Below are 13,206 nucleotides of genomic sequence, written 5' to 3' on the forward strand. Positions count from 1 at the left end.
TTAAAGTCTTGAAGAGTGACAAACAGTTAATTCATATATGAACTAATATGCAGTAACGTTATTTTGGACGGCAGCGGCGAAGGTGGTCAAACATCGGCAAAGCGGGTTGAACAAAAGGGCGTTACGGTCAGTAAAACATTCTTTGAGCATCAAGCTTTTAATTGAAGAGTTTGATCATGGCTCAGATTGAACGCTGGCGGCAGGCTTAACACATGCAAGTCGAGCGGCAGCGGAAGGAAGCTTGCTTCCTTGCCGGCGAGCGGCGGACGGGTGAGTAAGGTATGGGGATCTGGCCGAAGGCGGGGGATAACCACTGGAAACGGTGGCTAATACCGCATAATCTCTAAGGAGCAAAGTGGGGGACCGTTCTGGCCTCACACCTTCGGATGAACCCATATGAGATTAGCTAGTAGGTGGGGTAATGGCTCACCTAGGCGACGATCTCTAGCTGGTCTGAGAGGATGATCAGCCACACTGGGACTGAGACACGGCCCAGACTCCTACGGGAGGCAGCAGTGGGGAATATTGCACAATGGGCGCAAGCCTGATGCAGCCATGCCGCGTGTATGAAGAAGGCCTTCGGGTTGTAAAGTACTTTCAGTCGTGAGGAAGGTGTTAAGGTTAATAACCTTAGCAATTGACGTTAGCGACAAAAGAAGCACCGGCTAACTCCGTGCCAGCAGCCGCGGTAATACGGAGGGTGCGAGCGTTAGTCGGAATTACTGGGCGTAAAGGGCACGCAGGCGGCTAATTAAGTTGGATGTGAAATCCCCGGGCTTAACCTGGGAATGGCATTCAAGACTGGTTAGCTAGAGTCTTGTAGAGGGGGGTAGAATTCCATGTGTAGCGGTGAAATGCGTAGAGATGTGGAGGAATACCGGTGGCGAAGGCGGCCCCCTGGACAAAGACTGACGCTCATGTGCGAAAGCGTGGGGAGCAAACAGGATTAGATACCCTGGTAGTCCACGCTGTAAACGATGTCGATTTGGAGGTTGTGGTCATGAACTGTGGCCTCCGGAGCTAACGCGTTAAATCGACCGCCTGGGGAGTACGGCCGCAAGGTTAAAACTCAAATGAATTGACGGGGGCCCGCCCAAGCGGTGGAGCATGTGGTTTAATTCGATGCAACGCGAAGAACCTTACCTACTCTTGACATCCAGCGAATCCTTTAGAGATAGAGGAGTGCCTTCGGGAGCGCTGAGACAGGTGCTGCATGGCTGTCGTCAGCTCGTGTTGTGAAATGTTGGGTTAAGTCCCACAACGAGCGCAACCCTTATCCTTTGTTGCCAGCGAATAGTGTCGGGAACTCAAAGGAGACTGCCGGTGATAAACCGGAGGAAGGTGGGGATGACGTCAAGTCATCATGGCCCTTACGAGTAGGGCTACACACGTGCTACAATGGCGTATACAGAGAGAGGCGAGCCAGCGATGGGAAGCGGAACTCAGAAAGTACGTCGAAGTCCGGATTGGAGTCTGCAACTCGACTCCATGAAGTCGGAATCGCTAGTAATCGCGGATCAGCATGTCGCGGTGAATACGTTCCCGGGCCTTGTACACACCGCCCGTCACACCATGGGAGTGGGTTGCAAAAGAAGTAGGTAGCTTAACCTTTTTGGATGGCGCTTACCACTTTGTGATTCATGACTGGGGTGAAGTCGTAACAAGGTAACCGTAGGGGAACCTGCGGTTGGATCACCTCCTTACCTAGATAGATGGAATGTGAGTGTTCACACAGATTGTCTGATGAAATAACGCGTAAAGCCAATCTAAGATTGACTGAAGAGCTTGAAGTCCCCTTCGTCTAGAGGCCTAGGACATCGCCCTTTCACGGCGGTAACAGGGGTTCGAATCCCCTAGTGGGCGCCACTTTAGTGATTTAGAAAGGCGGTGCATCACGCTTTTAGTGTTGTGCACCGTTTGTGCTTTACGCAATAATGATTAAACCAATTTAGTGAGTTGGTTTACTAATTATGCTCTTTAACAATCTGGAACAAGCTGAAAATTGAAACACACATTATTGAAAAAATAATGTGGAGAACTCTCAAACTCCAATTTGAAGTGTTATTCAAATAGGCAGACGAGTGGCATGGCGAGCAGGGTGAAATTTGCGGCGTAGGCGCGCAGTCAGCGCAGCGTACATAAGTACGTGAGCATGACGAGCACCGCACAACAAAAAATTTCGCACGGCGCAGCCCTGACGCCTGTGTATTATTTGATAAGAGACACCTTCGGGTTGTGAGGTTAAGCGAATGAAGCGTACACGGTGGATGCCTAGGCAGTCAGAGGCGATGAAGGACGTGCTAATCTGCGAAAAGCGTCGGTAAGCTGATATGAAGCGTACTAGCCGGCGATGTCCGAATGGGGAAACCCAGTGCATTAATGCACTATCGTTTGATGAATTCATAGTCAAACGAGGCGAACCGGGGGAACTGAAACATCTCAGTACCCCGAGGAAAAGAAATCAACCGAGATTCCCCCAGTAGCGGCGAGCGAACGGGGAGCAGCCCAGAGTCAACATCAATATTTACCGCAGGAGAAGGGTCTGGAAAGGCCAGCAATAAAGGGTGATAGCCCCGTATCTGAAACGGTAAGTGTTGTGAACTCGAAGAGTAGGGCGGGACACGTGTTATCCTGTCTGAATATGGGGGGACCATCCTCCAAGGCTAAATACTCCTGACTGACCGATAGTGAACCAGTACCGTGAGGGAAAGGCGAAAAGAACCCCGGCGAGGGGAGTGAAATAGAACCTGAAACCGTGTACGTACAAGCAGTGGGAGCACCTGAAAGGGTGTGACTGCGTACCTTTTGTATAATGGGTCAGCGACTTATATTCTGTAGCAAGGTTAACCGCATAGGGGAGCCGTAGGGAAACCGAGTCTTAACTGGGCGTTAAGTTGCAGGGTATAGACCCGAAACCCGGTGATCTAGCCATGGGCAGGTTGAAGGTTGGGTAACACTAACTGGAGGACCGAACCGACTAATGTTGAAAAATTAGCGGATGACTTGTGGCTGGGGGTGAAAGGCCAATCAAACCGGGAGATAGCTGGTTCTCCCCGAAAGCTATTTAGGTAGCGCCTCGTGAATTCATCTTCGGGGGTAGAGCACTGTTTCGGCTAGGGGGTCATCCCGACTTACCAACCCGATGCAAACTACGAATACCGAAGAATGTTATCACGGGAGACACACGGCGGGTGCTAACGTCCGTCGTGAAGAGGGAAACAACCCAGACCGCCAGCTAAGGTCCCGAAGTCATGGTTAAGTGGGAAACGAAGTGGGAAGGCTTAGACAGCCAGGATGTTGGCTTAGAAGCAGCCATCATTTAAAGAAAGCGTAATAGCTCACTGGTCGAGTCGGCCTGCGCGGAAGATGTAACGGGGCTAAACCATGCACCGAAGCTGCGGCAGCGACATTTAGATGTTGTTGGGTAGGGGAGCGTTCTGTAAGCCGTAGAAGGTGCACTGAGAGGTCTGCTGGAGGTATCAGAAGTGCGAATGCTGACATAAGTAACGATAAAGCGGGTGAAAAACCCGCTCGCCGAAAGACCAAGGTTTCCTGTCCAACGTTAATCGGGGCAGGGTAAGTCGACCCCTAAGGCGAGGCTGAAAAGCGTAGTTGATGGGAAACGGGTTAATATTCCCGTACTAAGGGTTACTGCGAAGGGGGGACGGAGAAGGCTAGGCTATCCGGGCGACGGTTGTCCCGGTTTAAGCGAGTAGGTGGGTAGTGTAGGCAAATCCGCACTGCTACAACACTGAGACGTGATGACGAGCCACCAAGGTGGTGAAGTAGTTGATGCCCAGCTTCCAGGAAAAGCCTCTAAGCGATAGGTAATCATTAATCGTACCCCAAACCGACACAGGTGGTTAGGTAGAGAATACTCAGGCGCTTGAGAGAACTCGGGTGAAGGAACTAGGCAAAATGGTGCCGTAACTTCGGGAGAAGGCACGCTGGCATTAGGTGAAGGGTCTAGCATCCGGAGCTGAAGCCAGTCGAAGATACCAGCTGGCTGCAACTGTTTATTAAAAACACAGCACTGTGCAAACACGAAAGTGGACGTATACGGTGTGACGCCTGCCCGGTGCTGGAAGGTTAATTGATGGGGTAAGCCGTAAGGCGAAGCTCTTGATCGAAGCCCCAGTAAACGGCGGCCGTAACTATAACGGTCCTAAGGTAGCGAAATTCCTTGTCGGGTAAGTTCCGACCTGCACGAATGGCGTAATGATGGCCAGGCTGTCTCCACCCGAGACTCAGTGAAATTGAACTCGCTGTGAAGATGCAGTGTACCCGCGGCAAGACGGAAAGACCCCGTGAACCTTTACTATAGCTTGACACTGAACATTGAGCCTTGATGTGTAGGATAGGTGGGAGGCTTTGAAGTGTAGACGCCAGTCTGCATGGAGCCAACGTTGAAATACCACCCTTTAATGTTTGATGTTCTAACTTGGGCCCGTAATCCGGGCTGAGGACAGTGTCTGGTGGGTAGTTTGACTGGGGCGGTCTCCTCCCAAAGCGTAACGGAGGAGCACAAAGGTTGGCTAATCACGGTCGGACATCGTGAGGTTAGTGCAAAGGCATAAGCCAGCTTGACTGCGAGCGTGACGGCGCGAGCAGGTACGAAAGTAGGTCTTAGTGATCCGGTGGTTCTGAATGGAAGGGCCATCGCTCAACGGATAAAAGGTACTCCGGGGATAACAGGCTGATACCGCCCAAGAGTTCATATCGACGGCGGTGTTTGGCACCTCGATGTCGGCTCATCACATCCTGGGGCTGAAGTAGGTCCCAAGGGTATGGCTGTTCGCCATTTAAAGTGGTACGCGAGCTGGGTTTAGAACGTCGTGAGACAGTTCGGTCCCTATCTGTCGTGGGCGAAGGAAGATTGAGGGGGGCTGCTCCTAGTACGAGAGGACCGGAGTGGACGCACCACTGGTGTACAGGTTGTCATGCCAATGGCATCGCCTGGTAGCTAAGTGCGGAAGAGATAACCGCTGAAAGCATCTAAGCGGGAAACTTGCCTCAAGATGAGTCTTCCCTGACAGTAATGTCCTATAAGGGGTGTTCGAGACGAGGACGTAGATAGGCTGGGTGTGTAAGCGTAGCGATACGTTGAGCTAACCAGTACTAATGACCCGAGAGGCTTAACCTGACAACACCGAAGGTGTTTTGAGAGAGAGAATTTTAGCTTGTTTTGAGATTGAATCTGGTCGGATTTTACTGAAGGCCGAGGTGTGTTCGCTACTGAGGTAGGTGAGCAGACTGTAAGGCAGCGAAATAAGACGGGATAAATAGAAAAGAATTTGTCTGGCGGTAATAGCGCGGTGGTCCCACCTGACCCCATGCCGAACTCAGAAGTGAAATGCCGTAGCGCCGATGGTAGTGTGGGGTCTCCCCATGTGAGAGTAGGGAGCTGCCAGACTTTAATTATGTTAAGAAAGCCACCCAAGGGTGGCTTTTTGACGTTTTATTGTTTGATTTTGTAACTCTGTCACCGATCATGCAAAACTGATCCACTTGGTATTATTCGTACATTTTTGTACGGGTAATTTATGTTAACCAAGGAGATATTTGTGGATATTCATGTTCGCTTTACACAAGGACAAAGCCTTCGAAAAATTGCCCGTGAATTAGGCATTTCCCGTAACACCGTAAAACATCATTTACAACAACAGGCAATGCCAACTTATGCTAAAAGAAGTCAACAACCGAGTAAACTGGCACCCTTTAAACCTTATTTGCTTCAGCGAATTGAATTGGCTAAACCTGATTGGATCCCTGCAACAGTGTTATTTGATGAGGTAGCTGAAAGAGGTTATCAAGGCGGTATTGCTCAGTTACGCCGATTTGTTTGTCAATTTAAACCAAGCATTGTTCCCGAAGCTGTCGTCCGTTTTGAAACACAGCCAGGTCAACAAATGCAAATCGACTTCACCAGCATCCGGCGAGGTAAAAAATCCCTAAAAGCGTTTGTTGCAACACTAGGCTATTCGCGTGCTAGTTATGTAAAGTTCTTTGATAATGAACGAGCAGGATCGTGGCAACAAGGTTTAAGAGAAGCTTTCGACTATTTTGGTGGTGTACCACAGGAAGTATTGTGTGATAACGCAAAATCCCTCATCATCGAACGGGATGCTTATGCAGAAGGTGAACATAAATTGCATGTCGAAATGCTTCAAATGTCGAAAGATTACGGTTTTAAATTGAAGGCTTGCAAGCCCTACAGGGCAAAAACGAAAGGGAAAGTAGAGCGCTTTAACCACTATTTAAAAAACAGTTTTATAGTGCCATTAAATACCGACCTTCGTGCTCATAATCTTGAACTAGATATCGAGATAGCCAACGCAAAAGTGGGTCCATGGTTACAACGCGTTGCCCATCAGCGGATTCATGGAACAACGTTAGAAAAGCCAGCAGACAGATTAGCTAAGGAAGTTAAGTATCTTCTTCCCTTACCAGCGAGGGTTTGCCAATCTATCCCGCAGACTAATACGCTTAATATTCGTATCGTACCGCCCCTTGAATCTGTCAATTTGCAACACTCAATCAGCGTATATGAAGCATTGCTGGGAGGTGAACATGTTATTGCATGAACAAATTGAACACCTGTGTCAGTCATTGAAATTAAATTCTGTTCTCAGTCATTGGTCATCACTTGCAGAACAATGCATTGCCCAAGACAAAAGCTACGGAGAGTTTTTACTGTCCCTATTAAAATGTGAGCAACAACAACGAGATGAACGAACTCGTAATCTCTTGAGTCGGATGGCAGGATTCCCAGTACACAAAGAACTTAATACGTTCGATTTTAAGTTTGCAACGAGTGTTCCTAAACAACAAATACAGGAATTAAGCGCATTAACATTTATTGAACGTAATGAAAATGTCGTATTGCTTGGCCCAAGTGGTGTAGGTAAAACGCATTTAGCTATTGGATTAGGATTAAAAGCAGTACAGGCTAGGAAGAAAACTCGCTTTACAACAGCGGCTGAACTGATGTTGCAACTCTCAACTGCCAAACGACAAAATAAGCTCAAACAATATCTATCACGTTCGGTGATGGCCCCGAAGTTGTTGATCATAGATGAGATTGGATACTTGCCGTTTGGGCGAGAGGAAGCAACCCTATTTTTTAATGTGATTGCCAAGCGTTATGAGCATGGTAGTGTCATATTGACGAGTAACTTATCATTTGGGCAATGGCCTGGTACTTTTGCTGATGACGCAACATTAACCGCCGCTATGCTTGATCGTTTACTTCATCATTCGCATGTACTGCAATTAAGCGGTGAAAGCTATCGATTGAAAGATAAGCGGCGATCAGGAGCAATAACCGAGTAAAACAGTGGATCAATTTTGATTGATCGTATTTAGATAAAAAGTGGATCAGTTTTCGGTGATCGTTGACACTTATCTATTCTCTATATATCTACATTAATAGACTATATAATTACTATATCACGAGTTTCGCACAGACCTATAAAATTCTAGAAATGGCTTAAAAGTAATGATTAATCTGCAAGTTACTGAAATGCATAAATTCACTTAATTTACAATAAGTTATATTTAATTTATAAGGTTTTATCTATTTACATATTATGCTGAATTAAACTTAAAAATAGAGCGTTTTTTTATTGGTGCGAAACTCGTGTAGACTATATATATTAATTGAGTTTTGATATATGCATTCTGATAATCATAATGAATTAAAAAAATATAATACTTTTAGTCTTGATGCTAAGGCAAAAGCAATATACTCGGCTACTTCAGTAGAAGAGTTGCTTATGTTATGGAAAAATGCACGACTAAAAGGGTGGCCTATTTTATTATTGGGCGGCGGGAGTAATGTTCTCTTCATTAGTGACTTTGATGGCCTGGTTATTTTAAATCGAATTATGGCGTTAGAGATAACTGAATCAGCTAAGGAATGGTTTATTCATGTTGGCGCAGGAAATAATTGGCATCAATTGGTTGAAACACTTATAAAAAATGGCATCTATGGATTAGAAAATATGGCGTTAATTCCGGGATCTATAGGGGCTGCGCCTATACAAAATATCGGTGCTTATGGTATGGAATTTAAAGATGCATGTCACTATGTCGATATTGTTAATCTAAATAATGGTCAACAATATCGTTTAGATGCCGCTGAATGTCAATTTGGTTATCGGGATAGTATTTTTAAGCATAAATATCGTGAAAATTTTGCTATTGTTGCAGTTGGTCTGAAGCTTAACAAGCTATGGCAACAACCCAGATTAACATATGCTGGTTTGACTTCCTTAGCAGCACAAACAGTGACAGCGGAAACTATCTTTGACGCTGTTTGTAAAATCCGGCAAAGTAAGTTACCTGATCCATTTTTGGTAGGAAATGCGGGTAGTTTTTTTAAAAATCCCGTTATTTCTAGTATGGCGGCAAATGAAATAAAGGCCCATTATCCTCGATGTCCAGAATATCCTCAAATTGATGGTACAGTAAAGCTTGCTGCTGGATGGCTCATTGATCAATGTGATCTAAAGGGTTATCAATGTGGTGGCGCGGCAGTACATAAGGAGCAAGCATTGATTTTAATTAATAAAAATAATGCGACTGGAGAAGATATTGTAGATTTAGCCCGTTATATCCGAAAAAAGGTTATAGAGAAATTTGCTATTACACTAGAACCAGAAGTGCGTTTTATTGGTAAATATGGTGAAGTAAATGCTATGGATGCTATTTCATGAAAGATGTAACTATTCCTTTAAAACTCATCAAAATACTTTCTGATGGTAGTATACATTCAGGCGAGCAGTTGGGTGAATTACTTGGCATGACGCGAGCTGGTATTAATAAACATATTCACACACTACGTAAATGGGGTATTGAGGTTAATACTATTACTAGTAAGGGTTACCAACTTACTAGAAAAATGGATTTATTAGACTACGAGCGAATTTATGGTTTAGTGAGACGCGGAAATATAATAGTAAAACCGGTTATTAATTCTACCAATCAATATCTACTTGAGCGCATTGATCAATTAAGTTCTGGTGATGCTTGTGTTGCAGAATATCAAACAGCCGGTAGAGGGAGGCGTGGTCGATATTGGGCTTCTCCTTTCGGCTGTAATCTTTATTTATCATTGTACTGGCATTTAGACCAAGGGCCGGCTGCTGCCATGGGTCTAAGCTTGGTTGCGGGGATTGTGATAGCTGAGACCCTTAATAAATTGAGTGGTAGTAATATAAAAGTTAAATGGCCTAATGATCTTTATCTTAATGAAAAAAAGCTTGCAGGTATTTTAATTGAAATGGTAGGTAAAACTGGCGATGCGGCACATATTGTGATTGGTATTGGGCTTAATATTGCAATGAGTCGTAATTATGAAACAAATATTAATCAAGGATGGATTAATCTTGAGCAGGCTGGTATTCAAATAGAAAGAAATGTGATCGCAGGTCAGATCATTATGGCATTACGTCATGAATTAGTGCAATTTGAGAAATATGGTCTTGTTCCTTTTATTAAGCGTTGGCTGGCGTTGGATAATTTTTTACATAAAAAAGTAAGATTACATATTGGTGATCACCTTGAAATCGGTATCGTGAAAGGTATTAATGAACACGGCGCAATTTTGTTAGAACAAAATCGTGAAATTGTTTCTTATATAGGTGGTGAAATTTCATTACGGCCAGATAATTAGAACAATTGAGTCGAAGCTAATCATCGACTCAATGTTTGAAATTATTTTCTTAATCTAACATTTGTAATTGAATGATTAGAGACTTTAGTCATGATCAAACTGGCTCTTTCTTTGGTTGGTATTATATTCTCTTCCAAATTTATTTTATTAATTTCTTCCCATATTGTTTTAGCTGTATTGATTGCTTCTTCTTGCTCTAATTTAGAATAATGGTAGAAATAGGCGTGAGGGTCGGAAAAAGCGCCTTGGCAAAATTTCAAAAATCGACTGATATACCATTTTTTCAATAAATTTTCCGGGGCATCAACATAAATTGAAAAATCGACAAAGTCAGATACAAAAACATGATGGGGAGCATGCGGATAATCCATTCCGCTTTGCAAAACGTTTAAACCTTCCAAAATAAGAATATCAGGCTGCTCAATCACTTGCTTTTTATCGGGAACGATATCATAAGTAAAATGGGAGTATACCGGAGCGGTAACCTGTTTGACTCCAGATTTTATATCAGAAACAAATTTTACTAAACGGTGCATATCATAGGATTGTGGAAATCCTTTTTTCTTCATTATTCCACGTTCGTTTAAAATCTGATTTGGGTATAAGAAACCATCTGTTGTAATAAGATCAACTTTACGATGCTCGGGCCACCGACTTAATAAAGTTTGTAATAGGCGAGCTGTGGTACTTTTACCAACTGCAACACTGCCTGCAATACCGATAACATAAGGTACTTTAGTACCATTAGTACCATTAGTACCTAAGAATTGTTGTAAAACTGTTTGTCTACGTAAATTTGAACTGATATAGAAATTAAGTAGCCGTGAAATAGGAAGATAAATTTTATTTACTTCATCCATTGAAATTTCGTCATTGATACCCTTCAGTTCCAGCAGCTCTTTATGCGTTAGTAGCTCTAGTGGAACAGAATCACGTAATGTTGCCCAATGTTCACGGTCAAATTCTAAATAAGGTGTTATTGAAAAGTTTTGTTGTTGTTTCATAAGTCAACATTTACCTGTGTACAGGTTGTCATAATCATTCATAACCAATAAAAAAATAGATTGCATAATAACGATTGAATATCTTTAGGCGTAGAGTTTTTTCTGTTTTTTTGTATTAATTAAATAATTGATCACAATTCATCCGTTTTTTATTTTTAGCAATGAAATAATATTGTATGTTTTACGATACGTTTTTATTAGTCACGAGTTTCGCACCAATAAAAAAACGCGCTATTTTTAAGTTTAATTCAGCATGATATATAAATAGACAAAACCTTATAAATTAAATACAAATTATTGTAATTTAATAAAATTTATGTGTTTTAGTAACTTGCAGATTAACCATTGCTTTTAAGCCATTTCTAGAACTTTATATGCCTGTGCGAAACTCGTGTTAGTGAGAAAAATTTGATGTCATTTTTCACTAGAGTAAATAGTAAATAAAAAATTTATACTGTTGAGTATTTAAACATTTACTATAGAAAAAAGCAGCAAAAAAGGTTAAAGTGAGTGTTTTATAAGCAAAAGAACAAATATTTTAATTTTTTTGTTGCAACATGCTCGTTCTCTACCTAGAATGCGCAGCAGCTGATGCCGGCATAGCTCAGTTGGTAGAGCAACTGACTTGTAATCAGTAGGTCCCGAGTTCGACTCTTGGTGCCGGCATCATTAAAAATTTGGATATAAGTAAAAGGTGGGATTCCCGAGCGGCCAAAGGGAGCAGACTGTAAATCTGCCGTCACAGACTTCGAAGGTTCGAATCCTTCTCCCACCACCATAAGTTTCATCTTAAGTGTTCAGCTTAAAATGCCACCTCGATGCAAAATACTTAAGATAAAATTTGCAGCTGATTAAAGTCAAGTAGCCGAGTTCATCGCGGGCATCGTATAATGGCTATTACATCAGCCTTCCAAGCTGATCATGCGGGTTCGATTCCCGCTGCCCGCTCCAAGATGTGCTGATATAGCTCAGTTGGTAGAGCACACCCTTGGTAAGGGTGAGGTCGGCAGTTCGAATCTGCCTATCAGCACCACTCCTAGAATGTGTTCTTAATTGTTCCCTGATTTTTTTCCTGCGAAAAAACAAGCAACGAGTATGCGACTTTTACTGCTTGCTTAATGTGGTGTAACCACCGATTCCGTGTCTTAGAGGGACAATCTAATGTCTAAAGAAAAATTTGAACGTAAAAAACCGCACGTTAACGTTGGTACAATCGGCCACGTTGACCATGGTAAAACAACTTTAACTGCAGCAATCACCACCGTATTAGCGAAAACTTATGGCGGTAGTGCACGTGCATTTGATCAAATTGATAATGCACCGGAAGAAAAAGCGCGCGGTATCACAATTTCTACCTCTCACGTAGAATATGATACGCCAACCCGCCATTATGCCCACGTTGATTGCCCAGGCCACGCAGATTATGTAAAAAACATGATCACCGGTGCGGCACAAATGGACGGCGCGATTTTAGTGGTTGCGGCAACAGATGGTCCAATGCCACAAACACGTGAGCATATCCTATTAGGTCGCCAGGTAGGTGTTCCTTACATCATCGTTTTCCTGAACAAATGTGATATGGTAGATGATGAAGAGCTGCTGGAATTGGTTGAAATGGAAGTGCGTGAGCTTCTTTCTCAGTATGATTTCCCAGGAGACGACACGCCGGTAATCAAAGGTTCAGCGTTGAAGGCGTTGGAAGGCGTTGCTGAGTGGGAAGAGAAAATTCTAGAGTTAGCGAAAGCATTAGATGACTACATCCCAGAGCCAGAGCGTGCGATAGATAAACCGTTCTTGTTGCCAATCGAAGACGTATTTTCAATCTCAGGTCGTGGAACCGTAGTAACAGGCCGTGTAGAGCGTGGTGTAGTTAAGGTTGGTGAAGAAGTTGAAATCGTCGGAATTAAAGAGACGACCAAAACGACGTGTACGGGCGTAGAAATGTTCCGCAAACTGCTGGACGAAGGTCGTGCAGGTGAGAACGTAGGTGTATTATTACGTGGTACCAAGCGTGAAGATGTAGAGCGTGGTCAAGTATTAGCAAAACCAGGTTCAATCAATCCGCATACTCAATTTGAATCAGAAGTATATATTTTAAGCAAAGATGAGGGCGGTCGCCACACGCCATTCTTTAAAGGTTACCGTCCACAGTTTTATTTTAGAACGACGGATGTAACGGGCACAATCGAGTTGCCAGAAGGCGTAGAGATGGTAATGCCAGGTGATAATATCAATATGAAAGTGACGTTGATAGCGCCAATCGCGATGGATGAAGGATTGCGTTTTGCGATCCGTGAAGGTGGCCGTACAGTCGGTGCCGGTGTCGTTGCTAAAATTATTGCTTAATCTTTAGAGCAATAATTGTAAAAAGGGCATCATCTGATGCCTTTTTTATACTAGCTTGGATAATTTAAGAACCTATCTCATCAATAGTTTATATGGTAGTTTAATTATTGGTGAGATAGGCTCTGATTAAAGAATTATTGGATGTCTCTCAATAGTTGAATTTCATACTGGTTTATGGCG

6 protein-coding genes, 5 tRNA genes and 3 rRNA genes are annotated in these 13,206 nt (G+C 43.5%); 13 read left to right on the forward strand and 1 reads right to left on the reverse strand.

Features of this window, described 5'->3' with window-relative positions:
- Window positions 1-158 precede the first annotated feature (158 nt).
- The 8 genes from V3224_RS14805 to birA all read left to right on the forward strand — a co-directional run bounded on the left by V3224_RS14805 (window position 159) and on the right by birA (window position 9,676).
- Window positions 159-1,703, forward strand: a 16S ribosomal RNA gene (locus V3224_RS14805).
- 87 nt (window positions 1,704-1,790) lie between these two features.
- Window positions 1,791-1,866: transfer RNA gene (locus V3224_RS14810), tRNA-Glu, on the forward strand.
- Between the two features lie 373 nt (window positions 1,867-2,239).
- Window positions 2,240-5,143: ribosomal RNA gene (locus tag V3224_RS14815) — 23S ribosomal RNA — on the forward strand.
- Window positions 5,144-5,297: 154 nt separating this feature from the next.
- Window positions 5,298-5,413: ribosomal RNA gene (gene rrf / locus V3224_RS14820) — 5S ribosomal RNA — on the forward strand.
- Together the 16S, 23S and 5S rRNA genes with 1 tRNA gene alongside form the textbook arrangement of a ribosomal RNA operon.
- A gap of 130 nt (window positions 5,414-5,543) precedes the next feature.
- Window positions 5,544-6,584 (forward strand): IS21 family transposase, encoded by a 1,041-nt coding sequence (istA, locus tag V3224_RS14825; RefSeq protein WP_334469161.1) that lies wholly within the window; start codon window positions 5,544-5,546, stop codon window positions 6,582-6,584.
- Window positions 6,571-7,332 (forward strand): IS21-like element helper ATPase IstB, encoded by a 762-nt coding sequence (istB, locus tag V3224_RS14830; RefSeq protein ID WP_334471409.1) that lies wholly within the window; start codon window positions 6,571-6,573, stop codon window positions 7,330-7,332. Before istA ends, istB begins: the two co-directional genes overlap by 14 nt.
- 341 nt (window positions 7,333-7,673) lie before the next feature.
- Entirely contained in the window at window positions 7,674-8,717 is a 1,044-nt protein-coding gene (gene murB, locus V3224_RS14835; RefSeq protein ID WP_334471411.1) for a UDP-N-acetylmuramate dehydrogenase, read from the forward strand.
- A complete protein-coding gene (gene birA / locus V3224_RS14840; protein ID WP_334471413.1) occupies window positions 8,714-9,676 on the forward strand; it encodes a bifunctional biotin--[acetyl-CoA-carboxylase] ligase/biotin operon repressor BirA in 963 nt (320 codons plus the stop codon). The genes murB and birA overlap by 4 nt, the downstream gene beginning before the upstream one ends.
- Before the next feature lie 41 nt (window positions 9,677-9,717).
- Here the strand turns inward: birA and coaA are convergent, their stop codons facing one another.
- Entirely contained in the window at window positions 9,718-10,680 is a 963-nt protein-coding gene (gene coaA / locus V3224_RS14845) for a type I pantothenate kinase (RefSeq protein ID WP_334471414.1), read from the reverse strand.
- A 593-nt stretch (window positions 10,681-11,273) separates the two neighbouring features.
- Here coaA and V3224_RS14850 point away from each other — a divergent pair.
- From V3224_RS14850 to tuf, 5 genes are all read left to right on the forward strand, one after another.
- A tRNA-Thr gene (locus V3224_RS14850) sits at window positions 11,274-11,346 on the forward strand.
- Between the two features lie 27 nt (window positions 11,347-11,373).
- Window positions 11,374-11,458: transfer RNA gene (locus tag V3224_RS14855), tRNA-Tyr, on the forward strand.
- Window positions 11,459-11,556: 98 nt separating this feature from the next.
- Window positions 11,557-11,631 (forward strand) — tRNA-Gly (locus V3224_RS14860).
- Window positions 11,632-11,637: 6 nt separating this feature from the next.
- Window positions 11,638-11,713: transfer RNA gene (locus V3224_RS14865), tRNA-Thr, on the forward strand.
- Window positions 11,714-11,841: 128 nt separating this feature from the next.
- A complete protein-coding gene (tuf, locus tag V3224_RS14870; protein WP_032116381.1) occupies window positions 11,842-13,026 on the forward strand; it encodes an elongation factor Tu in 1,185 nt (394 codons plus the stop codon).
- The last annotated feature ends 180 nt before the right edge of the window (window positions 13,027-13,206 follow it).

It is taken from the genome of Arsenophonus sp. PmNCSU2021_1, assembly GCF_036919435.1.
GTDB lineage: Bacteria > Pseudomonadota > Gammaproteobacteria > Enterobacterales > Enterobacteriaceae > Arsenophonus > Arsenophonus nilaparvatae.